23 protein-coding genes are annotated in these 25,621 nt (G+C 60.1%); 5 read left to right on the plus strand and 18 right to left on the minus strand.

Annotated features, from left to right (window positions below):
• Window positions 1-10: 10 nt before the first annotated feature.
• The 8 genes from ispG to AC097A_RS00450 form a co-directional block, all read right to left on the minus strand.
• Window positions 11-1,279, minus strand: a complete 1,269-nt coding sequence (ispG, locus tag AC097A_RS00415; protein WP_315478204.1) for a flavodoxin-dependent (E)-4-hydroxy-3-methylbut-2-enyl-diphosphate synthase — start codon at window positions 1,277-1,279, stop codon at window positions 11-13.
• On the minus strand, window positions 1,279-2,220 hold the full coding sequence (locus AC097A_RS00420; protein WP_479619349.1) for a helix-turn-helix domain-containing protein: 942 nt from the start codon (window positions 2,218-2,220) through the stop codon (window positions 1,279-1,281). Before AC097A_RS00420 ends, ispG begins: the two co-directional genes overlap by 1 nt.
• Entirely contained in the window at window positions 2,213-3,010 is a 798-nt protein-coding gene (gene pilW, locus AC097A_RS00425; RefSeq protein ID WP_479620181.1) for a type IV pilus biogenesis/stability protein PilW, read from the minus strand. Before pilW ends, AC097A_RS00420 begins: the two co-directional genes overlap by 8 nt.
• Before the next feature lie 22 nt (window positions 3,011-3,032).
• Window positions 3,033-4,193: a dual-specificity RNA methyltransferase RlmN gene (gene rlmN, locus AC097A_RS00430; RefSeq protein WP_105263107.1), complete on the minus strand. Its 1,161-nt coding sequence runs from the start codon at window positions 4,191-4,193 to the stop codon at window positions 3,033-3,035.
• Window positions 4,194-4,201: 8 nt separating this feature from the next.
• A complete protein-coding gene (gene ndk / locus AC097A_RS00435) occupies window positions 4,202-4,627 on the minus strand; it encodes a nucleoside-diphosphate kinase (RefSeq protein ID WP_105263108.1) in 426 nt (141 codons plus the stop codon).
• A gap of 68 nt (window positions 4,628-4,695) precedes the next feature.
• The gene (locus AC097A_RS00440; protein ID WP_479619350.1) at window positions 4,696-5,964 is read right to left on the minus strand and encodes a pseudouridine synthase; all 1,269 of its coding nucleotides are present in this window, start codon (window positions 5,962-5,964) and stop codon (window positions 4,696-4,698) included.
• Window positions 5,957-6,628 (minus strand): SMC-Scp complex subunit ScpB, encoded by a 672-nt coding sequence (scpB, locus tag AC097A_RS00445; protein ID WP_315847525.1) that lies wholly within the window; start codon window positions 6,626-6,628, stop codon window positions 5,957-5,959. The genes AC097A_RS00440 and scpB overlap by 8 nt, the downstream gene beginning before the upstream one ends.
• A gap of 116 nt (window positions 6,629-6,744) precedes the next feature.
• Complete coding sequence (locus AC097A_RS00450; protein ID WP_479619351.1) at window positions 6,745-7,776, minus strand: RluA family pseudouridine synthase; 1,032 nt, start codon at window positions 7,774-7,776, stop codon at window positions 6,745-6,747.
• A 13-nt stretch (window positions 7,777-7,789) separates the two neighbouring features.
• Here AC097A_RS00450 and AC097A_RS00455 point away from each other — a divergent pair, with 13 nt between their 5' ends.
• Window positions 7,790-8,596: an outer membrane protein assembly factor BamD gene (locus AC097A_RS00455; RefSeq protein WP_479619352.1), complete on the plus strand. Its 807-nt coding sequence runs from the start codon at window positions 7,790-7,792 to the stop codon at window positions 8,594-8,596.
• On the opposite strand, the gene AC097A_RS00460 is transcribed toward AC097A_RS00455, so the two are convergent.
• Both AC097A_RS00460 and AC097A_RS00465 read right to left on the minus strand, forming a co-directional pair.
• The gene (locus AC097A_RS00460) at window positions 8,550-10,559 is read right to left on the minus strand and encodes an ATP-dependent DNA helicase (protein WP_479619353.1); all 2,010 of its coding nucleotides are present in this window, start codon (window positions 10,557-10,559) and stop codon (window positions 8,550-8,552) included. The two genes, AC097A_RS00455 and AC097A_RS00460, sit on opposite strands and share 47 nt — an antisense overlap.
• A 6-nt stretch (window positions 10,560-10,565) precedes the next feature.
• A complete protein-coding gene (locus AC097A_RS00465; protein WP_105263112.1) occupies window positions 10,566-10,769 on the minus strand; it encodes a YdcH family protein in 204 nt (67 codons plus the stop codon).
• A gap of 113 nt (window positions 10,770-10,882) precedes the next feature.
• On the opposite strand from AC097A_RS00465, the gene AC097A_RS00470 reads away from it, so the two are divergent.
• Window positions 10,883-11,647 (plus strand): PP2C family protein-serine/threonine phosphatase, encoded by a 765-nt coding sequence (locus tag AC097A_RS00470; protein WP_105263113.1) that lies wholly within the window; start codon window positions 10,883-10,885, stop codon window positions 11,645-11,647.
• Window positions 11,648-11,672: 25 nt separating this feature from the next.
• Here the strand turns inward: AC097A_RS00470 and AC097A_RS00475 are convergent, their stop codons facing one another.
• Window positions 11,673-11,846, minus strand: coding sequence for a hypothetical protein (locus AC097A_RS00475; protein ID WP_479619354.1), 174 nt, complete (start codon window positions 11,844-11,846; stop codon window positions 11,673-11,675).
• Between the two features lie 15 nt (window positions 11,847-11,861).
• On the opposite strand from AC097A_RS00475, the gene AC097A_RS00480 reads away from it, so the two are divergent.
• The gene (locus AC097A_RS00480) at window positions 11,862-12,188 is read left to right on the plus strand and encodes a hypothetical protein (RefSeq protein ID WP_479619355.1); all 327 of its coding nucleotides are present in this window, start codon (window positions 11,862-11,864) and stop codon (window positions 12,186-12,188) included.
• Window positions 12,189-12,265: 77 nt separating this feature from the next.
• Here AC097A_RS00480 and zapE read toward each other — a convergent pair whose 3' ends face one another.
• From zapE to AC097A_RS00500, 4 genes are all read right to left on the minus strand, one after another.
• Window positions 12,266-13,363, minus strand: a complete 1,098-nt coding sequence (gene zapE, locus AC097A_RS00485) for a cell division protein ZapE (RefSeq protein WP_479619356.1) — start codon at window positions 13,361-13,363, stop codon at window positions 12,266-12,268.
• Between the two features lie 79 nt (window positions 13,364-13,442).
• Window positions 13,443-14,870: a dihydrolipoyl dehydrogenase gene (gene lpdA / locus AC097A_RS00490; RefSeq protein ID WP_479619357.1), complete on the minus strand. Its 1,428-nt coding sequence runs from the start codon at window positions 14,868-14,870 to the stop codon at window positions 13,443-13,445.
• Window positions 14,871-15,016: 146 nt separating this feature from the next.
• Window positions 15,017-16,270 carry a 2-oxoglutarate dehydrogenase complex dihydrolipoyllysine-residue succinyltransferase gene (gene odhB, locus AC097A_RS00495; protein WP_315847520.1) on the minus strand — a complete coding sequence of 418 codons (1,254 nt, stop codon included), beginning with the start codon at window positions 16,268-16,270 and terminating at the stop codon, window positions 15,017-15,019.
• Between the two features lie 45 nt (window positions 16,271-16,315).
• Window positions 16,316-19,210, minus strand: coding sequence for a 2-oxoglutarate dehydrogenase E1 component (locus AC097A_RS00500; RefSeq protein WP_479619358.1), 2,895 nt, complete (start codon window positions 19,208-19,210; stop codon window positions 16,316-16,318).
• Between the two features lie 328 nt (window positions 19,211-19,538).
• Here AC097A_RS00500 and AC097A_RS00505 point away from each other — a divergent pair, with 328 nt between their 5' ends.
• A complete protein-coding gene (locus AC097A_RS00505; protein ID WP_479619359.1) occupies window positions 19,539-20,822 on the plus strand; it encodes a surface lipoprotein assembly modifier in 1,284 nt (427 codons plus the stop codon).
• A 15-nt stretch (window positions 20,823-20,837) separates the two neighbouring features.
• Entirely contained in the window at window positions 20,838-22,166 is a 1,329-nt protein-coding gene (locus tag AC097A_RS00510; RefSeq protein ID WP_479619360.1) for a FecR family protein, read from the plus strand.
• 6 nt (window positions 22,167-22,172) lie between these two features.
• Here the strand turns inward: AC097A_RS00510 and AC097A_RS00515 are convergent, their stop codons facing one another.
• The 3 genes from AC097A_RS00515 to AC097A_RS00525 all read right to left on the minus strand — a co-directional run bounded on the left by AC097A_RS00515 (window position 22,173) and on the right by AC097A_RS00525 (window position 25,563).
• Window positions 22,173-24,068, minus strand: coding sequence for a propionate--CoA ligase (locus AC097A_RS00515; protein ID WP_479619361.1), 1,896 nt, complete (start codon window positions 24,066-24,068; stop codon window positions 22,173-22,175).
• Window positions 24,069-24,217: 149 nt separating this feature from the next.
• Window positions 24,218-24,826 (minus strand): isochorismatase family protein, encoded by a 609-nt coding sequence (locus AC097A_RS00520; protein ID WP_479619362.1) that lies wholly within the window; start codon window positions 24,824-24,826, stop codon window positions 24,218-24,220.
• A 68-nt stretch (window positions 24,827-24,894) separates the two neighbouring features.
• Window positions 24,895-25,563, minus strand: a complete 669-nt coding sequence (locus AC097A_RS00525; RefSeq protein ID WP_479619363.1) for a TetR/AcrR family transcriptional regulator — start codon at window positions 25,561-25,563, stop codon at window positions 24,895-24,897.
• Window positions 25,564-25,621 lie beyond the last annotated feature (58 nt).

Consider the following 25,621-nt stretch of genomic DNA (forward strand, 5'->3'; position numbering starts at 1 on the left):
TGCATTCAAATCAAGTGTTTGGGGTAGACGGCGTAAAGCGTTGCCGAATGTAGTCTTCGACCACCGTCTGGAATTCAGCGGCAATCGCATTGCCACGCAGGGTCATGCGCTTCTCGCCATCAATAAAGACCGGTGCGGCCGGCGCTTCGCCGGTACCCGGCAGGCTTATGCCGATGTCTGCGTGTTTGCTTTCACCAGGGCCATTCACGATACAGCCCATGACCGCAACCTTGAGGCTTTCCACACCAGGATAGACCGAGCGCCAGACCGGCATTTTTTCACGCAAAAAATCATCGATCTGCTTGGTGAGTTCTTGGAAAGTTGTGCTCGTGGTGCGTCCGCAACCTGGACAGGCTGTGACACTGGGAACAAACTTGCGCAAGCCCAAAGATTGCAGAATCTCGGAGGCCACCACCACCTCCTGGGTCCGCGCCTCGCCAGGTGCGGGGGTCAGCGACACCCGAATGGTGTCACCAATGCCATCTTGCAAAAGCACCGCCAGTGCCGCGGTGGACGCCACCGTACCTTTGGTGCCCATACCCGCCTCAGTCAGGCCCAGGTGCAGGGCATAACGCGAACGCTGGGCCAGTGCTCGGTAAACCGCGATCAGATCCTGCACGCCACTTACCTTGCAGGAAAGAATGATTTGCTCTGCAGGCAAGCCAATCTCCTGGGCACGCTGCGCAGACTCCAAGGCCGAAACAATCAAGGCTTCGTACATTACCTGCTTCGCATCCCACGGAACGGCACGCTTGCTGTTGTCGTCCATCAGGGACGCCAACAGCTCTTGGTCCAGACTGCCCCAATTCACGCCAATGCGCACCGCCTTGTCCCACTTGACGGCGGCCTCAATCATCTGGCCAAACTGCTTGTCGCGCTTGTCGCCCTTCCCCACGTTGCCGGGGTTAATGCGGTATTTGGACAGTGCCTGTGCGCAGTCAGGGAATTCACTGAGCAAACGATGGCCGTTGTAATGAAAATCACCCACCAACGGCACATCAATGCCCATGCGATCCAGTTGATTGCGGATGTGCGGAACTGCCTCTGCGGCCTCAGGTGTATTGACGGTAATGCGCACCATCTCCGAGCCCGCCAATGCCAACTCCTTGACCTGTATGGCGGTACCAATAGCGTCCACGGTATCTGTATTGGTCATGGACTGGATGCGAACAGGCGCACCACCACCAACGGTCACAGTTCTTCCACCCCAAACCACGCGAGCCTGGAGAGACTCCCTCAACTGGGGGGTAACGATGGGTATAGGAAAACCACTTTGCACTACTTCACCTCAAATCGCGCAACATTGTCTTTGGCGAACGCGGTCAGGCTGAACGGTTTACCCTTGACTTCAACCTCGGTGACATCCGCACGCCCCACCACCACCGACAGGGGCAACACACCCGAAATGCCAGCCGCATCACCTTGCACCAGATTTCTGCGCATCAAAACCACGCCTTTGGCGTCGGTCACCTCCACCCAAGACGGCCCTTTGACACGGAACACCACTTGCTGCCCCGCAACGGGAGCAAGCGACGGCGCACTCGCGGGCTTCATCACCTCTGGCACGGCAACCGCCGCGGCAATGGCAACGGGAGCAGGCGCTACAGGCGCCGGAGATGCGGAAGCAACTGCTAGGGCCGCCTGCGCAGCAGGCTCCGCGGCAATAACAGATGGGACAGGAACATCGGGCACTGCATTCTGTGCGGATGGCACGATTAGAGCGGATTCCGATGGTGCAGCGACTTCCTCAGGCGGGGCTTCCGTTTGCCACTCTGGGAGAAACACCACCACCAAGGCAGCCACCAACAAAAGCAAAACCACCAAAACTACAGGTTGCTTGAGGGTTGCAGGTACGGACAGGGAGCGATTTTCCCCCGCTGCATGGAATGGCGCGTTGATGCCCCCCTCGCTGGCTCCCAAGCGAGGCACGTGTTGGTGCGGCAGCCTAGAGAGTATCGGTGCAGGATCGATCTTCAAATTGCGGCAAACACTGGACGCAAGCGCCCGCACAAACACGGCATCGGGCAGCAAATCAAAACGGTCCGCTTCCAAAGCTTCCAACTTTTTGACAGGCACTTTCATGGATACCGCCAGCGCAGCCACATGCAGACCCGCCGTCTCGCGCGCAGCACGCAACAGGGCTCCCGCAGACGCCTGGGTTACCGGCTCATCCGCAGCAGAGGCCATATCCGCTGATTGCAAAGAGTTGCCCTCACTCATCAAATGCCCCACGTTCAAACAAAGTCGCTTCTTTGGATTGTGGAAAACGCTTGGCCAATTGCGCGCCCAATTGCGCCACGCCCTCCCGATTGCCCAGGCCGCGCTCCACCTTGGCGCCCAACCACAGGGACTCGGCATTGGCCAACTCGCCGTTATTGATGCGACGGATGTAGAACTGGGCGCGCAAGTATTCACCACGTTGAAATAACACCAGCGCCAAGTTGTACCCAGTGACAGGGTTGCCCGCGTCCAGCTCATAGGCGCGCTGCAAACTAGCCTCAGCTTCGACACGCTGCCCAGCTTTCGCCTGACAAACACCCATGGTCATCCAGGACTTGGCTTTGTCTACATAACTGGGCTCGGCAATGGCATTCATGAATTGACGGTTAGCCTCCGCCATACGGCCTTGCTGGCATAACATCCAACCCAGGTTGTGGTGCACCGACGAAGCCTGGGGATTGATTTGCAAGGCTTTTCGGAAACTCTCTTCCGCCAAGGGGGCATCGTTTAAACGCATGTAAATGAGGCCGCGCAGGTTGTGAGCCTCTAGCAACGTGGGGTCGGCAGCAATCGATTGCTTCAACTCATCCAGCGCAATGGTGGTTTGGCCATTGTTGTAATAACCCACTGCCAGCTCCAGGCGAATGCGGGCCCGCTTGCGGGCTACGGTCTCGTCAGACTCCGTCAGCAAATCACTTCCAGGAGCCGCAGTCGGCGCACTAGAAGCACAGCCAGTGAGCGCCAACGCCAACAAGCCCAGCACAGCAAAGGCCGTCAAGCCACGCCGCATCCAGCGGGCAGGAAAAAGCAAATCAGGCATCGGTCCCCTTTGTCTGCTCGGTACGAGCAATGTCCATTACGGGTTGGAGCATAACGGTTCGCTGCTTGGACATGCGCTTCGCGACATCCGTACGGTCCTTGACATCTCCGGCCAGCTGACCGCACGCCGCATCAATATCATCACCGCGGGTCTTTCGCACCGTCGTCACAATCCCGGCATCACTCAGAATTTTGGAGAAAGCCTGCACCTGTGCGGCACTGGAGCGCTTGAGACCAGATGCCGGAAAGGGATTGAAAGGAATCAGGTTGAACTTGCAAGAGACAGCAGGCCCATCCACAGGGCGCACCAACGCCAACAACTCGCGGGCATGGGCTGGCGTGTCATTGACACCATCGAGCATGCAGTACTCGAAGGTGATGAAGTCGCGTGGTGCAAACGCCAAGTAGCGGCGGCAGGCGTCCAGCAACTCGGATAGCGGGTATTTGCGATTCAGTGGAACCAGGTTGTCCCGCAAGGCGTCATTAGGAGCGTGCAGAGACACGGCTAATGCCACGGGGCAATCGGCGCCCAGACGGTCCATCATGGGAACCACGCCGGAGGTTGACACCGTAACCCGGCGGCGTGACAGCCCATAGGCGTTGTCACTGAGCATGACCTGCAGCGCGGGAACCAGGGCGGAATAGTTTTGCAGCGGCTCACCCATGCCCATCATCACCACATTGGAGATAACGCGCTGGCTCGCACCCAGATGCTTGCGCAGGAAGTGCTCGGCAAACCACAGCTGCGCAATGATTTCACCCGTCGTCAGGTTGCGACTGAAACCTTGGTGGCCGGTCGAGCAGAAACGGCAGCCCACAGCACAGCCAGCTTGCGAGGAAATACAGAGGGTGCCACGATCATCTTCGGGGATGAACACAGCTTCCACCGCATCACCACCCCCAACATCAAACAACCATTTGATCGTGCCATCACCCGAAATATGTTGGGTGATCACGGCAAGCGGTTTCATTTCCGCACAGGTTTTGAGCTTTTCGCGCAAAGACTTGGCGAGGTCACTCATATCATCAAAGGATGAGGCGCCTCTTTGGTGAATCCAGCGAAACAGCTGGGTGGCTCGGAATCGCTTTTCTCCGAGCCGCTCACAAAAAGCGGCCAATCCCTCAAGATCGAATTCAAGAAGATTGGCCGTCATTGCATGTCTTAGCGGGAGTAAACGTTCAGGCCAGCGAAGAAGAAGGCGATTTCGGCGGCAGCAGTTTCTGCAGCATCGGAACCGTGCACGGCGTTGGCGTCAATGCTGTCTGCAAAGTCAGCGCGGATGGTGCCGGCGTCGGCCTTCTTAGGATCGGTGGCACCCATCAGGTCGCGATTTTTCAGGATGGCGTTTTCGCCTTCCAGAGCCTGGATCATCACGGGGCCGGAGATCATGAAATCCACCAGATCCTTGAAGAAAGGACGTGCTTTGTGCACGGCGTAAAAAGCTTCTGCTTCACCGCGGGACAGGTGAGCCATGCGAGCAGCCACTACCTTCAGGCCAGCCGCTTCAAAGCGGGCGTAAATTTGACCGATCACGTTCTTGGCAACTGCGTCGGGCTTGATGATGGAGAGAGTGCGTTCGATAGCCATAGGATTCCTGTTATGAATGAAGAGACATTTGCCCCAGCAGAAGCAAAGCGCTGGATTTTACACTGTGATTAGCGGTTTCGGCCGCCTCTGCGCTGCCCGCCTTGCCCACCACGGGGTCGGCCAGCAGCGTCTTGGCGCTGGCGAGAAAAACTGTCTGCACCGATGTAGCCAAATGCCGTTTTCATGGGGTCTGGCTGAGCACCGGCCTGGCGATCAGAGGGCTTGTCCTTGCGTCCACTGGCGCCACGGCCAGGATTGGCACCAGGGGTGGGTCCGGCCTTGGGATACGACGGCCCACGGCCACCCGTAGAGCGCCCGCGGGCGGGATTGCGGTTACCCGTCGCCTTGGGGGGGCGACCTGCACCCTCGGCGGGACCGTCGGCACGCGGCCGCCCCGCGCCAGCCGCTTGTGCCAGGGCACGGATATCCGCGTCATCCAGCTCCATCCAAGCGCCACGCTTCAAGCCCCGTGGCAAGACCATGGCCCCGTAGCGAATACGAATCAGGCGACTCACCGCATGGCCCACGGACTCCATCATGCGACGCACCTCACGGTTGCGGCCTTCAGAAATTGTGACCCGGTACCAGCAGTTGGAACCCTCGCCACCGCCCTCTTCGATAGACCCAAACTGCGCCATACCGTCATCGAGTTGCACGCCATCCAACAAAGCCTGCTTTTCTTCCTTGTTCAAGGCGCCCAAAACACGCACCGCATATTCGCGCTCCAAACCAAATCGGGGGTGCATCAGGTTGTTGGCCAGCTCGCCTGAGCTGGTGAACAACAACAGCCCTTCGGTATTTAAGTCCAAACGCCCCACAGACTGCCACTTGCCCTGTTGCAGTTTGGGCAGCTTGCGGAACACGGTGGGTCGGTTCTGGGGGTCGTCATGCGTGACCACCTCGCCTGCAGGCTTGTGGTATGCAATCACACGGGCTGGTGGCGGATCAATGCGATAACGGATCGGCTTGCCATTCACCTTGATGCTGTCACCAAACTGGATACGCTGGCCAATGTGGGCCGGCTCGTTGTTGACTGAAATGCGCCCCTCCAAAATGAGCTGCTCCATCTCCAGGCGCGAGCCCATGCCGGATTGCGCCAGCACCTTGTGCAGCTTGGGCGTTTCGGCCTGCGGCAGCAGCACCCGCTTGGGAGGCGCCAACTCTTCCAACGCATCGTCCGCATCAAATTGGCCAGACACCACATCTTCAAACCGGTACACGGGGCTAACGCCGGCAGCGGCAGACGGTCCAACTGGGGCTGGATTCAGACTCTCTTCGTGAGACTCCATGGGCTGCTCGGCAGCATCAGAGGGCATGGATTCAGGGGCTTCATTCATGTGGGGGACCCATTTCAGGTTCGGGGGTAACTTGCGCGTCAAGAGACATGGTCATTTGGGGACCCGCATCGTCCACTGCGGGCATGGAGATCGTCGCGATGGTGGGCTCTTCCATGGCAGATGCCAAATGCCCAAATGCATCGCCCGCCTGCGCGGGATGGTCTAACAGGGGCAATTGGTCCAGAGAGCCCAAACCCAAATCGTCCAAAAACTGCTTGGTGGTCGCAAACAAGGCGGGCCGACCGGGCGCTTCGCGGTGACCTATCACCTCCACCCAACCACGATCTTCCAATTGTTTGATCAACAAGGAACTGATGGTGACACCGCGGATGTCTTCCATATCACCGCGCGTTACAGGCTGCCGATAGGCAATGATAGCCAGGGTTTCCAACGTGGCGCGCGTATATTTCGGCGGTTTTTCAGGGTGCAGACGATCCAGGTATTCCCGCATTTCGGGACGACTCTGGAACCGCCAGCCGGTCGCCACACTGACCAACTCCATGCCGCGTCCTGCCCAGTCATTGCGCAGATCTTCCAACATGTGCTTGATGGAATCCACGCCAATCGCTTCCGCAAACAACTCCCGCATGTTTTTCAGCGGCAAAGGTTGTTGGGCACACATCAGGGCGGTCTCCAGGACCCGCTTGGCATCGACCATGTTCATAGTCAGGGCGTTTCGAAAAAGTCACCAGCAAATTGAGCGATCACAGTGATCGTCGTTGGCAAACAGCGCGTCGTCAGCGCTTGGGTGGCAGGCCACAAGCGATGGGCTTGGACCTATCAGAGTCCTCCCGGACCTGCACCTGCATTGTAACTGAGCCCCCACAAAGCCAAAAGCGCAAGAAAATCAACGGCAGGCTCCGCACGGAATTCTTGCCACACACCGGTGACCGGATGGTGAAACGCTAGGCGAAACGCATGCAAAGCCTGCCGCTCCATACCGGGCTCTGAGCTGCCACCGTACAGCGCATCACCCACCAAAGGGTGCCCCAGTGAGGCCATGTGGACACGGATCTGGTGCGTGCGCCCGGTGTGCAAAGCACAACGCACCCAACAGCCCGCCACCGAGTTGGCAAGCCAAAACACATCCGTCTTGGCCAGCTTGCCAGAAGAAACAGAAAGATCCACCACGGCCATGCGCAGGCGGTTGCGAGGATCGCGCCCGATGGGCTTGTCCACCGTCACTTGCGCAGCACCCTTCCAGGGGCGTTGCGCCAATGCCAGGTACTGCCGACTGACTTCCCGGGCGGCAATCGCCTTGACCAGCACGTCCATAGCAGCGCGCGTACGGGCTACCACCATCAAACCACTGGTGTCTTTGTCCAGACGGTGCACGATACCGGCCCGTGGCACGCTCGCAAACTGTGGGTCCCTGGCCAACAGCCCATTGAGCAGGGTTCCGCTCCAGTTGCCTGGTGCGGGGTGCACCACCAGGCCTGCAGGTTTGTTGATCACCAGCACATGGGCGTCTTCGTAGACGATGTTCAAGTCCATGGGCTGGGCTTTGAAGGCCTGGCTCTGCTGCGTGGGCCGAAGCTCTACGGCGATGACATCCCCCGCCTTGACACGCTGCGCGGGCTTGGAGACCGGCTGCCCATTGAGAGAAACCGCCCCGCCATCGATCAGCTGCTGCAGGTAATTGCGTGAAAACTCACTCGCAGCCTGAGCCAAGGCACGGTCTATACGCTCACCGTGCTGGCCGGGGGTGACCTCCACACTGCGGAGTTCGACCTCAGAGACCCCATCCAGAACCTCGTCTTCCGGATCCGGTTCACTGGAGTGCGTCGATATAATTCCGCCGGTCTGATTCAAGAAGGTCCCCAAGATGCTACGTGTGAAATTATCGGTCGTTTATGCCTTACTCATGGCGGCCGTATCGCTGGTCGTAGCCGGATGCTCGTCCGCACCGATCGACAAGACCGCAGGCATGAGCCCCAACCGTCTGTATGCAGAAGCGAAAGATGAAATGGGCTCGGCCCAATGGGACAAGGCCGTTCCCTTGCTCGAAAAACTGGAAGCCCGTGCGGCTGGTACGCCCTTGGCGCAGCAAGCCCAACTGGACAAGGCCTATGCCCACTACAAGGCTGCGGAGCCTGCACAAGCATTGGCAACACTGGACCGCTTCATCAAGCTGCACCCCGCCAGCCCGGCGCTGGACTATGCCATTTACCTCAAAGGCATCATCAATTTCAATGATGACCTGGGGCTGCTCTCCTCCATCACCCGGCAAGACCTGTCCGAGCGCGACCAGAAAGCGGCCAAAGAGTCGTTTGAATCCTTCAAGGAGCTGGTAGCACGCTTCCCCGATTCACGGTATGCACCAGACGCACGCCAGCGTATGGCCTACATCGTCGGCTCCCTGGCGCAGTACGAAGTCCATGTAGCCCGCTACTACTACAAACGCGGTGCCTATCTGGCTGCGGCCAACCGGGCCCAACAAGCAGTAACCGACTACCGCGACGTGCCTGCCATCGAAGAAGCGCTGTTCATCCTGTACAAGTCGTACGATGCATTGGGCATGGAACAGCTGCGTGACGACGCCAAACGGATTCTCGAAAAGAATTATCCCCAGTCGGATTACGTACTCAAGGGAGAAAAGTCGAATACGGATCCGTGGTGGAAGGTTTGGTAAGCGCCCACAGCGCCTGCTGAAACTCACTGGCCTCACTCAGCACAGGCATACCAGGCAGGCTGGCCAACAGGGTTCGGCCGTAGCCCATTTGCAGCAACCGCACATCGCAAATCACCAGCACGCCGCGATCCGTCTCGCGGCGAATCAAGCGCCCCACTCCCTGTTTCAGCGCCATGGCCGCTTGCGGCACTTGGTAGTGCGTGAAGGCACTCTTGCCCTCCGTCTCCAACTGCAGGCAGCGGGCCTCCACTACTGGGTCATCAGGGGGAGCGAAGGGAATTTTGTCAATCACCACCATCTGCAGTGCGTCGCCCGGCACATCTACGCCCTCCCAAAACGATCCTGTGGCCACCAGGATGTAGCCAGAAGCCGCATCCTCCGTAAAACGTGCCAATAACTCACGTTTGGAAGCCTCGCCTTGCAAGAGCACCTGGATGCCACCCTTTTGGGGCAGACGTGCACGCAGCACCTGCGCAATACGCCGCATGGCACGCAGCGTGGTGGTGAGCACCAAGGTTCTACCGTGCAAAACCCCACTGGCCTGCGCAAGCAACTCAGCCACCTGGTCACTATGACGCGGGTCTGACGGTTTGGGAAAAACAGTCGGAATGTAGAGACGTGCTTGGCGCGCATAGTCAAACGGACTGGGAACTTGCAACACCCGCGCTCCGTCAAGACCGTGTGCAGTCACGAACGAAGCCAACCCCGCGTCATGGCCCAGGGTGGCCGACGTAAAGACCCAGGCAGGTCCGATCTGCGCTGCCGCCCGCTGCGCTACACGCTCACGCAATGCATCGGCAATGGTCAGTGGTGACTCCAGCATCCGCAGGCGCACCCCACATTCAATCCAGCGCACACCGCCCGCAGGCGGCGGTTGGATGAAATGTGCCAGCCGCTCGGCCAATGCCATGGCGCGCGCATACAAGGCAGAAAGCTCCGCGGCAGCTTCTGCCACACCCGCCACAGCTGCAATCGCGGCCGACAAGGCCACCTCCACCTGGGCCAGTGCCTGGCGCCACCGCACAGGTGCAATACCCTGGGGTGCATCTCCCACCCAGCGCAGTCGGGTCTGCGGCTCCGCCGGCGCCTGGCAGACCAGTTGCCACTCCGCCAAGGCCCCTTCCAAGCGCATGGCCAAGTCTTGCCAATCGGCAAAACCCCGCGCGTGCAGCAAGCCCACAGTCACCAAGTCACGCCCCCAGGCGAGCAACTGGCCAGTGCCCAACTGGCTTCCCAGAAACTGAATACCAATCTCATTGAGTTGGTGCGCCTCGTCAAACACCACGGCATTGACGGTCGGCAATAGCTCGGCCACGCCCGACTCCCGGACATTCCAATCGGCAAAAAACAAGTGGTGGTTGATCACCACCACGTCTGCCGCCATGGCTTTGCGGCGTGCCCGGTACACATGGCAACTATGGAACTGCGGACACTGGGCACCCGTGCAGTTGTCACGCGTCGAAGTAACCTGGGGGATGACTGGCGACTGCTCGTCCAGCGCCGCGAGTTCGGCCAAATCACCACTGCGGGTGCTGATTGCCCACACCTCCACCGACGCCAACGCCCGCAGGTCCGCAGGACGTTGCAACAGGCCTGTATGCCGCGCCTGCCCCAGGCGACTGAGACAGAGGTAGCTGGCTCGGCCTTTGAGCAAGGCGATGCGGGATGGCAAACCCAGGGTCGACAGCAACTGGGGAATGTCCCGGCCAAACAGCTGGTCCTGCAAGGCTTTGGTCGCTGTTGACAACAGGACACGCCCGCCACTCAGGAGTGCAGGCAGCAAATAGGCAAACGTTTTTCCAATACCAGTGCCAGCCTCCACCACCAGCACACCACCCTGCTCCAGCGTCTGCGCTACGGCATGGGCCATGGCGCGCTGGCCCTCACGGGGAGCAAAACCCTCGACCGCCCGCGCCAGAGGGCCCTCGGCATCCAGTGCCTGTGCCACGGCATCGGTCAGCATCACCGTTCAGGCCGGTTCATCGGGCTGCAAAGCGCCCTGCAAGCGGGAGATCTCATCGCGCAAGGCGAGCCGCCGCTTCTTGAGCCGACGCATCATCAACTCGTCAGCCGGTGCCGACTCGTGTGCGCGGTCGATCAGCGCATCGAGATCGCCGTGTTCCATGCGCAACTCAATCAGGCGCCGCTGCGGGGAGTGGTGATTCGTTTCCAAAGGTAAATGGGGAGAAGTACGTGGTTAAATGGCGCAGATTTGCGGGGCGTCCACTCGATAATACGACCGGACTGCCGCCTTCCGGACCTATTCCGATTAATTGCCCACACACCATGGCCACCACTGGATACCGACTTACCGCCTCCACCGGCATCCACAAGGGTGACCGCGAATACCAGCAGGACCAGGTCGCGCTGCTCAAGCATCCGCGTGTGAATGGCTGCCTGCTGGCCATCGTGGCCGATGGCATGGGTGGACGCAGCGGTGGGCGCAAGGCCTCCGACCAGGTGATGATGACCGCCAAACAGCTGTTTGAGCGTTACGACCCGGACACCGATGACGCTGCGGCAACCTTGATGCAAGTGGTGCAAGAAGCCCATATCGTCATCAAACTCACCGCAATATCCTCCGAAGAAGAGCCACACAGCACACTGGCCGCATTTCTGATCAACCCCGGCGGCGACTGCCATTGGGCCCACACCGGCGACTCACGGGTCTACCAGTACCACGGCAACCGTTTCATCAAACGCACCATGGACCACTCCTATGTGCAAGCCCTGGTGAACCGCGGGGAACTGACCGAAGAACAAGCCGCCGTACACCCACAGTCCAACATCCTGATGGGCTGCCTGGGTACCGAGAGCGACCCACCCGTCGACTTCCATTTCATTTCCAAACTGCGCCCTGGCGATGTGCTCATGGCCTGCAGTGACGGCGTCTGGCATTACTTCAACACCGGTGAACTGGGCTCTGTGCTGTCCACCTTGTCCGCACGCGAAGCCACTGAGTTTTTGATCGAAAAAGCGCGCTCCCGCGGCCATGGCGGAGGCGACAACCTCTCTCTGGTGGTGGTCAAAGTCGAATCGCTACACAGCTAGCCCCAAGCACCCGGCGCACGCCCACCTACTGGGGCGTTGGCAAAGCGGGGGTTTTCAGCGTCGACTCACGCAAACGTTTCTCACGCACAGCCCGGCGCTCTTGGGCAGCCCGCTGCTTGGCGGCATAGGCTTCGCGCAGTGATGCCTGCTCCCCAGCTGTTGGCGCGGCGGGCAAGGGTTTGCCGGCTGTATTGTTCACGGGTAGCACCTTGTGATGGGCTTGCTGCTTTTCCTGCTGGGCTTGAAGGCGATCGGCCATCGTGTTGTCAGTCTGTTCCGCCGTACGCGCCTGACGGTCACGCTCTTTTTCGGCACTGCGCTGCAACTGCTCTTGCGCGCGTTGCTGGCGCTCTGCGGCGTTGAGGGACGCTTCCTGCCGCCTGAGCTCGCGGTCCAGCGTCCGACGCTGGACCGCAATCTGGTCCACACAGGCCTGTACCGCAAAGCGGCTTTGGCAAGCCTGCTCTTGGCGGGAAAACTCAGCCTCGGTACGTGTTCGCTCCGCACTGATACGTTGGCGCTGCGCCTGCGCTGCCTCTAGCACCGGGGCGTCTGTTTGTGCCCAAACAAGCTGCGGCCCCAGGAGAACCGCAAGCACCCACAGCAGCCACAACCCCCTCATGTCAGGCGCGTATCCACAATGCGGCGCTCCAGGTCCAGAAACTCCCTGGATTGCATCTCGGTGAGCCTTGAGACGGTGCGCGGAAACTCATGCGACATGGGGCCTTCGGTGTAAAGCGCCTCGGGCGCCACCGCCGCCGACATGATGAGTTTGACGCGCCGGTCGTACAACACGTCCACCAGCCAGGTAAAACGCCGTGCCTCGGAAGCCATACGCACGGGCATATAAGGCACGTCACTCAAGAACACCGTATGAAAGCGCGAGGCGATTTCCAGGTAGTCGTTTTGCGAACGAGGGCCACCACACAGGGTTTTGAAGTCAAACCAGACGGCACCACCCGCCATGCGGCGCGCATGGATCTCGCGCGACTCGATGTGCAGCACCGGGTTTTCATCGTGCTGCTCCGCCAGCGCATTGAAGGTGGCCGTCATCGCTGCATCGGCCTCGGGGCCGTTGGGCGTGTGGTAGAGCCGGGCATCTTCCAGCGTGCGGCGCCGGTAGTCGGTCCCGTTGTCCACACTCAGCACCTCCAGCTTGGCATTGAGCAAGGCAATGGCGGGCAAGATGCGGTCGCGGTGCAGGCCACCGGGGTACAGGTCGTTGGGCTTGAAGTTGGAGGTGGTGACAAAACCCACGCCATTGTCAAACAAGGCCGTCAGCAGGCGGTGCAAGATCATCGCGTCAGTGATGTCCGCCACGTGGAACTCGTCAAAGCAGATCAGGCGGTAGCGCTTGGCCATGCGCTTGCCCAGCTCGTCCAGCGGGTTTACCGTGCCTTGCAGGTCGATCAGCTCACGGTGCACCTCGCGCATGAACTCGTGGAAATGCAGGCGCGTTTTGCGCTTGAGCGGCACGGCGTTGAAGAAGCAATCCATGAGAAAGCTCTTGCCCCGCCCCACCCCACCATGCATGTACACGCCGCGTGGAATCTCCGGGCGGTTGATCAGCTTCTTGAACGCGTTGGAACGTTTTTCTTTGAATGCCGCCCACTCGGTGGCGCAGCGCTCCAACGCCTCCACCGCGCGCAGCTGGGCCGGATCGGCGGTGTAGCCGCGTGCAGCCAGTTCGGCCTCGTAGGTAGCTTTAACGCTCAAATAGAACTCCGATTTGCTATGAAAACAATAGCTGCCAGCGCACGACCTACGTGGGCTAGCAGCCCATTTCACTCTTAAATCAGAAGTTCAGGGTGCGTTTGTCCACCGCCAGCGCCGCTTCCTTGGTGGCTTCGCTCAAGGAGGGGTGGGCATGGCAAATGCGCGCGATGTCTTCAGCACTGGCCTTGAACTCCATCGCCACCACGGCCTCGGAAATCAATTCCGACGCCTGTGGGCCCACGATGTGCACGCCCAGGATTTCGTCGGTCGTGGCATCGGCCAGGAACTTCACAAACCCGGTGGTGTCGCCCAGCGCGCGTGCGCGGCCATTCGCCAAGAAGGGGAAGCTGCCCGCCTTGTACGCCACGCCGTCCGCCTTGAGCTGTTGCTCGGTACGGCCCACCCACGCGATCTCGGGGCTGGTGTAAATGACCCAAGGCACGGTGTTGAAGTTAACGTGTCCGTGCTGGCCGGCAATGCGCTCGGCCACGGCAACGCCCTCTTCTTCCGCCTTGTGTGCCAGCATGGGGCCGCGCACCACGTCACCCACCGCCCACACGCCAGGCAGGTTGGTTTTGCAGTCGCCGTCCACCACAATCGCGCCACGCTCGTCCAATGCCAGGCCCACCGCTTCGGTGTTCAAACCGATGGTGTTGGGCACGCGGCCGATGGAGATGATGAGCTTGTCCACGTCCAGCGTTTGGGCTTCGCCCTTGGCGTTGGTGTAGGCCACGGACACGCCCTTTTTGCCGTTCTTGATTTCGCCGACTTTGACGCCCAACTCGATCTTCAGGCCCTGCTTGGTGAAGGCCTTGTGCGCTTCCTTGGCCACCTGCTCATCCACCGCGCCCAGGAAGACCGGCAGGCCTTCCAGGATGGTGACTTCAGCGCCCAAGCGCTTCCACACAGAGCCCATTTCCAGGCCGATCACACCGGAGCCGATCAGGCCCAGCTTCTTGGGCACCACGCCGATATTCAGGGCTCCGTCGTTGGACAACACATTCACTTCGTCAAACGGTGTACCGGGCAAGGCACGTGCGTTGGAGCCGGTAGCAATGATGATTTGCTTGCCGCTGATGACTTCTTCGGCAGCACCCGCCACCTTGATTTCGTAGCCACCTTCAGCGGCTTTGACGAAAGAACCACGGCCGTGGAAGAAGGCGATCTTGTTCTTCTTGAACAGGTACAAGATACCGTCGTTGTTTTGCTTCACCACGGTGTTCTTGCGGGCAATCATCTTGGCCACATCCATGCTCACGCCGGTGGCCGTAATGCCGTGCTCGGCAAAGTGGTGGTTGGCGTGGTTGAAGTGCTCAGACGATTGCAGCAAGGCCTTGGAGGGAATGCAGCCTACGTTGGTACAAGTACCGCCGGGCGCAGGACCGCCCTTCTCGTTCTTCCACTCATCGATACAGGCTACGTTAAAGCCCAGTTGGGCCGCGCGGATAGCGGCGATGTAGCCACCGGGGCCACCACCAATAACGATCACGTCGAATTGTTTGCTCATAGTGTTTCTCGCTTAATTCTTGAAACGCCACACGGAGCGCGTGCCTTCACTCAGGAACACCGCGGAACTGGCTCTGCCAGGCCGCTGGTGTTGCCCCCTCCAAGGGGGAAAGCGAAGCGCACACAGTGCGCGCAGCCGGGGGGTGTTCAGATATCGAACAGCAGACGTGCGGGATCTTCCAGCGCTTCCTTCATGGCCACCAGCCCCAGCACGGCTTCACGGCCGTCGATGATGCGGTGGTCATAGGACATAGCGAAGTAATTCATCGGGCGAACGACGACAACACCGTTTTCAACCATCGCGCGATCCTTGGTGGCGTGCACGCCCAGGATGGCCGACTGGGGCGGGTTGATGATGGGGGTGGACATCATGGAGCCGAAGGTGCCGCCGTTGGAGATCGAGAAGGTGCCACCGGTCATTTCTTCAATGCCCAGCTTGCCGTCCTTGGCCTTCTGACCGAATTCAGCAATCTTCTTTTCGATGTCCGCAAAGCTCATCTGGTCTGCATTGCGCAGGATGGGCACCACCAGGCCACGGGGCGAGCCCACGGCAATACCGATGTCGAAGTAACCGTGGTAGACGATGTCGGTACCGTCCACCGACGCATTCAACACGGGGAACTTCTTCAAGGCGTGCACAGCCGCCTTGACGAAGAAACTCATGAAGCCCAGCTTGCAACCGTGCTCCTTCTCGAAACGCTCTTGCATGCGTTTGCGCATCTCCATGACCGGAGCCATGTTGATTTCGTTGAAGGTGGTCAGGATCGCGTTGGTGGATTGCGATTGCAGCAAACGCTCGGCCACACGTGCACGCAGGCGGCTCATGGGCACGCGCTGCTCGGGGCGGTCACCCAGGTTTACCGAAGGCGCTGCCACTTGGGGCAGAGATTTGGTCGGAACGCCCGTGGGTATTGCGGAAGCAGCTACAACTTTAGGAGCAGCTGCAGCAGCCAGTACGTCACCCTTGGTAATGCGGCCATCTTTACCGGTACCTGCCACGCTGGACGCAGCGATGCCGTTGTCAGCCAACAGCTTGGCAGCCGCGGGCATGGCAACACCAGCCTTGGAATTGCTGGCCGGGGCTGCAGCGGCTGCAGGCGCAGCAGCGGGCGCGGAGGCCGCAGGTGCTGCCGCGGCGGGAGCCACGGCACCGGCTACAGCGGCCGTGTCGATGCGGGCGATCAACTGCTCCGCAGCCACGGTGCCACCATCGGCCACCAAAATTTCGACAATCACGCCAGAAGACGGTGCAGGCACTTCCAGCACCACTTTGTCGGTTTCGATGTCGATCAGGATTTCGTCCGCGGTGACGGCGTCACCCACTTTTTTCTTCCAAGCCAGCATGGTGGCTTCGGCCACAGATTCAGAGAGCTGGGGTACTTTGACTTCTACGATTGCCATATCAATTCTTTCCGTATGTGTTCGAGTGAGGGTTCTGCTGACGGCTTATTTGGTCAGCACAAAGCCCTTGAGCTTGGCGAATGCGCCTTCCACCAGCGCTTTTTGTTGCTCTTGGTGGAGGTGGGAATAACCCACCGCAGGCGACGCAGACGCGGCGCGCCCAGAGTAGCCCAGCTTCTGGCCTTCGAGCATGTTTTCGTGGATGTAGTGCTGCACGAAGAACCAGGCGCCCTGGTTCTGTGGCTCGTCCTGGCACCACACCACGTCGGTGGCGTTAGGGTACTTTTTCAGCTCGGCCGCAAACACCTTGTGCGGGAACGGGTACAGCTGCTCCACACGGATGATGGCGACATCGTCCAGCCCCTTCTCTTCGCGCTTTTTCACGAGGTCGTAGTACACCTTGCCGGAGCAGGCGATCACGCGCTTAACCTTGTCGCCTTTGAGCTCTTTGCTCTCGGGGATCACGGTCTGGAACGCACCCTTGGTGAACTCGGTCAGCGGCGAGGTCGCATCCTTGTTCCGCAGCAGGCTCTTGGGCGTCATGATGATCAAGGGCTTGCGCAGGTTGCGCACCATCTGGCGACGCAACACGTGGAAGATCTGGCTGGCCGTGGTGGGCTGCACGATCTGCATGTTGGTGTCCGCAGCCAGCTGCATGAAACGCTCCAGGCGCGCCGAGCTGTGCTCCGGGCCCTGGCCTTCGTAGCCGTGGGGCAGCATCAAGGTAATGCCGTTCACACGGCCCCACTTCACTTCACCAGAGGCGATGAACTGATCGATCACGACCTGGGCGCCGTTGGCGAAGTCGCCAAACTGGGCTTCCCAGATCACCAGGGTGTTGGGATCGTTGGAGGAGTAGCCGTACTCAAAGCCCAACACCGCCTCTTCAGACAGGATGGAGTCGATCACCACAAACGGAGCCTGGTTGTCAGCCACGTTCTGCAAGGGCACGTAGGTGCCGACGTCCCACTTCTCACGGTTCTGGTCGTGAATCACGGCGTGGCGGTGCGTGAAGGTGCCGCGTCCACAGTCTTCGCCCGACAAACGCACGGGGTAACCACTGGCGACCAGCGAGGCAAACGCCATGTGTTCGCCCATGCCCCAGTCCACATTGGTTTCACCACGGCCCATGGCCGCACGGTCGTCATATACCTTCTTCACCAACTGGTGGGGGGTCACGCCAGCAGGAATGGTGGTGAGTTTTTCAGACAAACGCTTCCACTCGGTAAGAGGAATGGCGGTGTCGCCTGCATCGGTCCATTTTTTACCGAGGAAAGGCGACCAGTCCACCGAGTACTTGCTCTTGAAGTTGGTCAGCACCGGGTCCACGGTGTGTTTACCCGCGTCCATGGCAGAGCGGTAGGCCTTGACCATGTCATCGCCCAGCGTATCGCCCAGGCCTTGGGCTGCCAGCTTGTCGGCATACAGCTTGCGGGTACCGGGGTGGGTCGCAATCTTCTTGTACATCAGCGGCTGGGTCAGGCTGGGTGTATCTTGCTCGTTGTGGCCCAGCTTGCGGAAGCAGGTGATGTCCACCACCACGTCTTGGCGGAATTCCATGCGGAACTCCAACGCCAGTTGGGTGGCCAGCACCACGGCCTCGGGGTCGTCACCGTTCACGTGCAGCACAGGCGCTTCCACCATCTTCACGATGTCGGTACAGAACGCGCTGGAGCGCATGTCGCGCGGGTCGGAGGTGGTGAAACCGATCTGGTTGTTGATGATGATGTGGACCGTACCACCTGTGGTGTAACCACGGGTTTGGGCGAGCGCCAGAGTTTCCTGGTTCACACCCTGGCCGCCGAAAGCCGCATCGCCGTGCACCAACACGGGCAGCACCTGGCTACCAGTGGGATCATCACGGCGGTCCATGCGCGCGCGCACCGAACCTTCGACCACGGGGTTCACGATTTCCAGGTGCGACGGGTTGAATGCCAGCGACAGGTGAACGGGGCCACCCACGGTAGACACATCAGAGCTGAAACCCTGGTGGTACTTCACGTCGCCGGCCGGCAGGTCTTCGGGTGCCGTGTGGTCGAATTCTGCAAACAAATCGGCAGGCATCTTGCCCAGGGTGTTCACCAGCACGTTCAGGCGGCCACGGTGGGCCATGCCGATGACAATTTCCTGGACGCCCTTGGCGCCGGCTTGCTGGATCAGCTCGTCCATGGCGGCGATAAAACTCTCACCGCCCTCCAGCGAAAAGCGCTTTTGGCCCACAAACTTGGTGTGCAGAAAACGCTCCAGGCCTTCAGCAGCCGTCAGCCGGTCCAGAATTTGGCGTTTTTTCTCGGCCGGGAAGCTGGGCTTGCTGCGAATCGCCTCCAGCTTTTGCTGCCACCAGCGTTTTTGGTTCTGGTCGGTGGTGTACATGTACTCCACGCCAATGGTGCCGCAGTAGGTCTCACGCAGAGCGTTCATGAGCTCACGCAGGCTCATGGACTCTTTACCAAAGAAGGTGTTGCTGATGTTGAAGACCGTTTCCTGGTCTGCGTCGCTGAAACCGTAGAACGTTGGCTCCAACTCGGGGATTTTGTCGCGCTCGGTGCGCTTGAGGGGGTCGAGGTCAGCCCAGCGGGCGCCCACGTTGCGGTAAGCGGCAATCAGCTGCTGCACGGCCGTGCGCTTGCGTCCCATCTCGGAATCGGCACCGGTGGCCAGCACCGTTTGCTTGACGCCTTTTTTTGCCAGATCAACAAATGCGTTGATCACGGGCATGTGGGCTACGTCTTTGGAAGTTGTCCCATCGGCTGCGGGAACGTTTTGCAGCGCATCGAAGTAATCGCGCCAGGTGTCAGGAACGCTGCCGGGGTTGGCCAGGTAGTTCTCGTACATCTCTTCGACGTACGGGGCATTGCCGCCGAACAGGTAGGTGTTGTTTTGGTAGGCTTGGTACACGGACGAAGCCGTGCTCGCACCATTGGAGCTGGAATCACTCATATTTCGCTGACCTCCGTTCCCCTTCAGGGAACATAAGCTGGTTAAAGCTGGTTAATTAACCTTCCGCGACACGGCTGAACCGGTTGGCGGATGCGACTGTGGCATGGGAAGGGCCTTCATTGCAGGACGGATTGTGCCACTTTATGGGTGCAGTGCAAAGGTAATTTGCCCGCCGCCAAGGCTTTTGGGTCTGGGCCTTGACGCTAAGCCAGCACGGATCTTTTGCGCACGGCAAGCGGCGCACTGGCATAAAATTCGCTCAGTTGTCTGGCCATTGAGCCCCGAAAGCTGTTTGTTAACGGTATTTACTGCCTGAGAGCCCAGCCCCATGCGCTTGTCAACCCGCTCCCTCCTTCTTTTTAGCCTGTCTAGCCTGTTGCTGGCGGCACCAGTGCATGCGGAATGGGATACCACTTTGCGCAACGCCCTGGCTTTGACTGAATCCGGGGCTGCCCAGCAAGCCTTCGAGATGCTAGAGCCTTTGGAAATGGAGCGTTCGGGCGATCCAGACTACGACTTGGTACTGGGTATCGCCGCCAACCAGTCAGGGCACCACACCCGTGCCATTTTTGCACTCGAACGCACCTTGATGGTGAACCCCAATAACGCACGGGCCCGCGCCGAGCTGGGACACGCCCTGTATGCCGTGGGCGACAACGCCGGCGCCAAAGCCATGTTGGGCCAGGCCAAGGCGCAGGGCATCCCCACAGAGGCGGCCCGCTCTATTAACCAGTTGCTGCAAACCATAGACCGGATCGAGGCAGAAGCAGGCACCACCTCCCGCGCCTATGCCGAAGCCGTTCTGGGCCATGACGACAACGTTAACAGTGCCCCTGCAAACAAGGTATTTGGCCTGAAGCCGGTTCCCAGTGCGTTTTCGGGTCTGGCGTTCCACATTTCCGGCCGCAAGGCGATTGCCCCACGCTGGTCGGCCATCGGAAGTTTTGGCGCATCCACCCGGAGCCACGACACGACAGCCCTGCCCTATGACTCCAGGCAGCTGGATGCTTCAGTGGGAGCCAGCTACCGTGTCGAGCGAAACGAGTACACCACGGCCCTCCAATTGGGGGAAAGCACCCTTGCCAATGCACCGGCACGTTCCAGCTGGAGCATCACTGGCGAATGGACCCACCGGCTGGACGCATTCCGTCAATTCAATGCTTATGCGCAAGCAGGGCAACTGAGCTACCCCCAGAAAACACGCAATGTGGACCGCTACGTCTTTGGGGCATCCTATGGACAGCAATTCCGGTCCGAACTATCGGTCTACGCCAGCGCGTACTTGGGCCAAGAAGTGACGAGCCAAGCCGGCGTCGGCCACCTGGGGCACCATCTGGTAGGCGGCCGCGTGGGTATGCAACAGCCCTTTGGCAGCGCGCTTGCCGTGTTTGCATCGTTCAGCTTGGAAGACCGCAGCTACAACGGCCCGGACCCATTCTTTCTGAGCACCCGCCACGACCAGCAATGGGGCCTGACTGCAGGCGCCCACTGGATACCCGCCAAAGCCTGGCGTGTAACCCCGCAGTGGAATTACCTGCAAACGGTATCCAACATCAGCACCTCATCCTCTGACAAACAAACGCTGTCGGTCACCGCCCGCCGCGAGTTTTGACACCAGGAGCCCCGCATGCGCAAGACCACCTCTTCCCCCCTCGCCTCCATCTGCCTGCTAGTCGCCGCTGCCTCGGCATCCAATGTGCAAGCTGCCGATGCAGGTATTGCCAATTTTGTGTTTGGTGACGTGGCCGTGCGTTCTGCCAACGGCGGCAACACGCCGCTGCAAAAAGGGCGTGCCGTACAAAGCGGCGATGACATTGTGACCGGTGCGGGCGCACAGGCCCAGATCCGTTTTAGCGATGGCGGCATGGTGGCGATACAACCCAATTCCCAGTTCAAACTGGCAAGTTATGCCGACAAGAATGACCCCAAAACCGACAGCTTTCTGGTCGAGCTGGCCAAAGGCGGCATGCGTGCCATCACCGGCCTGATTGGAAAACGCAACCGCGAGAACTACAAAGTCATCACCAGCACGGCCACCATTGGTATACGCGGCTCTTCCTTTTTGATCAGCTACAACCCCGATGGATCGGTCACTGTCAATGCCGAGCAAGATGCGATTGTGGTGTGCACCAATACTGGCTGCACCGGCCTGACCGCTGGTGAAACGGTTGTCGTGAAGGATAAAAATCAGGATCCGGCACGTACCACAGAGAGGGCCACAACCGAAGCCTCGGTACCACCACCCCAAAGCCAGACGGTGTCGGGCGACAAAATTTTCATAGCGAATGGCCTGCATGCCGTGTTTCAAAGTGACGCTGGCGCCTCCGTCGCCAACAATACCAATGGCCAGTCCACAGCCGTCATTGCGGATCTGCCACTGGTGAGTTATGCCGACACCGATGGCAACCTATACAAGGCAGGCACCTCCGGCGTCTCCAGCTTCAACACCTCCGGAGACCCTTATGCAGCAGACTACATTGGCTGGGGCTACTGGGCGAGTGGCACCCAAACGACAACCGCAAACTCGACGGCGCTGAGCAATGTGCACTACATCGCTGCGCGGCCAACACCCGAGTTGTCCATGCCCAATACAGGCACCTTCGAATACAACCTGATTGGTGGCACAGCGCCAACAGCCTCATCCGGCGGAACGATTCTTGTAGGCACCTTGGCCAGCGCGTCCATGACTGTAAATTTCAGCGGCGGATACACCTCTATCAACAATGTCACCGTTAACACGGTGTTCAATGGCGTCAGTTACAGTGGCAACGCCTATGGTTCTGGTACGGGCGCCACCTTCTCGGCCTCCAGCTCCATGAATGTCAACGGCGTGTTCAGCGGTGATGGTGCGTCCAAAGCCGCGCTGACCTACAAGATCCCCGGCACGGCTATCGGCAACATCACCGGTGCAGTGGGCATGAGCAAGGGCGCAGATACCAGCTACATGGGCCAATAGCTTCCGTCACGGCGTGGTCAGATCGCGGATCTGCTGCAGAGCGGTCGGGTCTTCCATGGTGGTCAGGTCGCCGGGGTCGCGCCCCTCGCAAACCGCCTGAATGGCCCGGCGCAGCAGCTTGCCGCTGCGGGTTTTGGGTAACACCGTCACAAAACGCACACGCGCCGGCCGGCCCACAGCGCCAATGCTTTGGTCCACCACCTTCATGATGTCGCCTTCGAGTTTCAGCTTCGCCGCGTCATCCACCAGACCGCTGGCGTCTTTGGCTACGACGAAAGCCATCGCCACCTGCCCTTTGAGCGCATCGGCAACGCCGACCACTGCGACTTCGGACACGTTCGGATGGCTGGAAATACTCTCTTCAATTTCGCGCGTACCCAAGCGATGGCCCGCCACATTGATCACGTCATCGGTACGGCCCAGGATGAAGTAATAACCGTCCTTGTCGCGCACGCCCCAGTCAAAGGTGCTGTACACCAGCTTGCCGGGGATGCTGCTCCAATAAGTTTTGACAAAACGCGCATCGTCCTGCCACACGGTCTGCATGCAGCCGGGGGGCAGTGGCCCTTCAATCGCCACCACCCCTTTTTGGTCGGCCCCCGTCAGCTCTTCCCCCGTGTTCTCGTCCAGCAGCTTGACGTTGTAGCCATACATGGCCACGCCAGGGCTGCCAAACTTGCTTTCAGCCTTTTCCACACCATTGGCAATGCTGAGAATGGGCCAGCCGGTCTCGGTCTGCCAGTAGTTGTCGATGATGGGTTTGCCCAGCGCATTGCTGATCCACTGCGCGGTCGGCTCGTCCAGCGGCTCACCGGCCAAAAACAAGGCGCGCAGGCTGGACAGGTCGTATTTGCTGAGCAACTCCGGATCCTGCTTCTTGAGCACGCGCACCGCCGTGGGCGCGCTGAACATCACGGTCACTTTGTACTTCTCCACCAAGCTCCACCACACGCCGCCGTCAGGTCGGGTGGGCAGCCCCTCGTACATGATGGTGGCCATGCCGGCAATCAGCGGGCCGTAGATGATGTAGCTGTGCCCCACCACCCAGCCAATATCGCTGGTCGAAAAGTAGGTCTCGCCCGCGTTGCCACAGTAAATGTGCTTCATGCTGGCCGCCAGCGCCACGGCGTAACCGCCGGTGTCGCGCTGCACACCCTTGGGTTTGCCTGTAGTACCGCTGGTGTAGAGCGTGTAGCTCGGGTGGGTGGCGTCCACCCAAACGCAGGGCACCTGCGTGTCCAGGTGTTTTTGTCGCAAGTCCCGCCACAGATGGTCGCGACCAGCTACCAAATTCATAGCAGCCAGCGATCGGTCTACCAGTAACACCGCACCCGGCTTGTGGCTGGACAGGCGAATCGCCTCGTCCAGCAGCGGCTTGTACTCCACCACCTTGCCGCCGCGCGAGCCTGCATCGGCACTCACGATGACGGTGGGCGACGCATCTTCAATGCGCGATGCCAGCGAGCCCGAAGCAAAACCACCAAACACCACCGAATGGATAGCGCCAATGCGCGCACAGGCCAGCATCGCAAACGCCGCCTCGGCCACCATCGGCATGTAGATCAGTACGCGGTCGCCCTTTTGCACGCCCAGCCCCAACAGGCTGGCCGCCATACGTTGCACTTCGGCATGCAATTGCCGAAAGCTGTAAACCTGCTCGGTATTGGTTTCGGTGGAAACGGCAATCAGGGCCGCCTGGTCGGGCCGGGTGGCCAGGTGGCGGTCTACCGCGTTGTGGCACAGGTTGGTGGTGCCGCCCACAAACCAACGGGCGAAGGGCGGATTGCTGTAGTCGCAGACCTGCTGGGGCGGCGTGTGCCAGTCGATCAGGGCGGACTGTTCAGCCCAAAAGCCGTCGCGGTCTTCGATAGAACGGCGGTGAAAGTCGGCGTAGCCTGTCATTGTGTGTCTCCGGTCGGGCCTGTCAAACTGAATTCATAATTATGGATAAGCAACTTGCTACAAGCTGACTTGCCCCAATTCAGTGGACTGGCACCGGGCAACGGCGTCCCCGCCGTGCCCTGAAAACACCCTCAAATACCCAACCTGCGCTATTTGATGAGCGCCTGCATTTCCTTGAAGGCAGGATGTTCGGCCGAGCGTAACCACTCAAAACCGACCATCTCGGTGGTCACCAGCTCGGCGCCCGCGCCGGCCAGACGGTCAAACGCGGCGTCGCGGTTGCGCTCGGTGCGGGAGGTGCAGGCGTCGGTCACCACCCATACGTCAAACTCATCTTCCAGCAAATTCAAGGCGGTTTGCAGCAGGCAGACATGGGCTTCACAACCGGCAATTACCACCATGCCACGCTCGGAGGCGGCAGGTTTCTGCAGGTGCTTGGGCAGGCTGCGGGCATTGCCCTGCACCGGCTTGGCTGGTGGGCGCAGCCATTCGCCCAAGCCCTCTTCCACCGCGCTGAACTGCATTTTGCTCAGCAAACGTGCGTTTGCCGATTGCAGCGCTGATGCCAGCTCGGGCACCGTGGCGCCCAGGCCGCTGGGGTTTTGTTCGGTGTACACCACGGGCACCTCCAGCAGCGCCGCCCACTGCGCCAGGCGCACAGCGTTGGCCAGCACAGCGGCCTGCTCAAACATGACCGGCATCAGCCGGGCCTGATAGTCCACCAACACCAGTTGGCTCTCTTCCAATTCAATCAACATCGCCGTTCTCCTTGCGTTGCGTGTGAGCATAACCGCCAGCCTGCGCCACGCCGGCCGGCAGCCGGGTCCTAGCCGAACAAATCCACCTGGGCCAGCACCTCGGGCGCGGCGGCGGGCTGGGCAGTTACCGCGGCCAACCGCAGCTGCACACTTTCTATATAGGCGGCCAGTGCCTCCACGGCCAAGGCATTGGTACCGCTGAGTTTGCTGGGATCGTGGATCAGCAGCACGCCCACCGCCATGGACAACAAGGCCATGGTTTCGCGCTGCAGCAGCGCCGGGCTGCAGCCCAATGCCTGCAAGGCCTGGGTAACGGGCACCAGCGAATCCAGAAGCAGCGTGGCCAGTCCCTCCCCCATACGCCCGAGGCCCCGCCCGTCGCTGGACAAGACATGTAATAGCAAATGCGCCTCGGCCGGGTGCGCCAGAAAATAGGCAAACCAGGCCTGGGCCCGTGCGGCAAACGCGCCCTCGGGCGCACCCCGCGCCACCTTGGCCGACTGGGCTGCCGCCTGCGCCCGCGACACACTGTCTGCCAACACCGCCTCAAACAAAGCCTGTTTGCCCGGAAAGTAGGCATACAAGGCGCCCGCGGTGTAACCCGCCCGCTTGGCAATGTCGCGCACATTGGCGCTGGCAACACCGCCCTCTGCCACGGCCTGGCGCACGGCGCGCAGCACCAGGTCACGCCGGGTTTGCGCCATCGCCTCCTGCCTGGACCGCCGGGAATCACTCACGAGACCACCTTCCATTGAACTGAGCGCAATTATTACAAACCTTGTTCTTCAAAAATTT

Source organism: Rhodoferax sp. XS2R6, from assembly GCF_056521365.1.

Bases quoted from the DNA above. Each gene is read 5' to 3' on its own strand.
- AC097A_RS00420 (WP_479619349.1), bottom strand. From the start codon at position 2,220: ATGAGTGAGGGCAACTCTTTGCAATCAGCGGATATGGCCTCTGCTGCG.
- pilW (WP_479620181.1), bottom strand. From the start codon at position 3,010: ATGCGGCGTGGCTTGACGGCCTTTGCTGTGCTGGGCTTGTTGGCGTTG.
- rlmN (WP_105263107.1), bottom strand. From the start codon at position 4,193: ATGACGGCCAATCTTCTTGAATTCGATCTTGAGGGATTGGCCGCTTTT.
- ndk (WP_105263108.1), bottom strand. From the start codon at position 4,627: ATGGCTATCGAACGCACTCTCTCCATCATCAAGCCCGACGCAGTTGCC.
- AC097A_RS00440 (WP_479619350.1), bottom strand. From the start codon at position 5,964: ATGAATGAAGCCCCTGAATCCATGCCCTCTGATGCTGCCGAGCAGCCC.
- scpB (WP_315847525.1), bottom strand. From the start codon at position 6,628: ATGAACATGGTCGATGCCAAGCGGGTCCTGGAGACCGCCCTGATGTGT.
- AC097A_RS00455 (WP_479619352.1), top strand. From the start codon at position 7,790: ATGCTACGTGTGAAATTATCGGTCGTTTATGCCTTACTCATGGCGGCC.
- AC097A_RS00460 (WP_479619353.1), bottom strand. From the start codon at position 10,559: ATGCTGACCGATGCCGTGGCACAGGCACTGGATGCCGAGGGCCCTCTG.
- AC097A_RS00470 (WP_105263113.1), top strand. From the start codon at position 10,883: ATGGCCACCACTGGATACCGACTTACCGCCTCCACCGGCATCCACAAG.
- AC097A_RS00480 (WP_479619355.1), top strand. From the start codon at position 11,862: ATGGGCTTGCTGCTTTTCCTGCTGGGCTTGAAGGCGATCGGCCATCGT.
- lpdA (WP_479619357.1), bottom strand. From the start codon at position 14,870: ATGAGCAAACAATTCGACGTGATCGTTATTGGTGGTGGCCCCGGTGGC.
- odhB (WP_315847520.1), bottom strand. From the start codon at position 16,270: ATGGCAATCGTAGAAGTCAAAGTACCCCAGCTCTCTGAATCTGTGGCC.
- AC097A_RS00500 (WP_479619358.1), bottom strand. From the start codon at position 19,210: ATGAGTGATTCCAGCTCCAATGGTGCGAGCACGGCTTCGTCCGTGTAC.
- AC097A_RS00505 (WP_479619359.1), top strand. From the start codon at position 19,539: ATGCGCTTGTCAACCCGCTCCCTCCTTCTTTTTAGCCTGTCTAGCCTG.
- AC097A_RS00510 (WP_479619360.1), top strand. From the start codon at position 20,838: ATGCGCAAGACCACCTCTTCCCCCCTCGCCTCCATCTGCCTGCTAGTC.
- AC097A_RS00515 (WP_479619361.1), bottom strand. From the start codon at position 24,068: ATGACAGGCTACGCCGACTTTCACCGCCGTTCTATCGAAGACCGCGAC.
- AC097A_RS00520 (WP_479619362.1), bottom strand. From the start codon at position 24,826: ATGTTGATTGAATTGGAAGAGAGCCAACTGGTGTTGGTGGACTATCAG.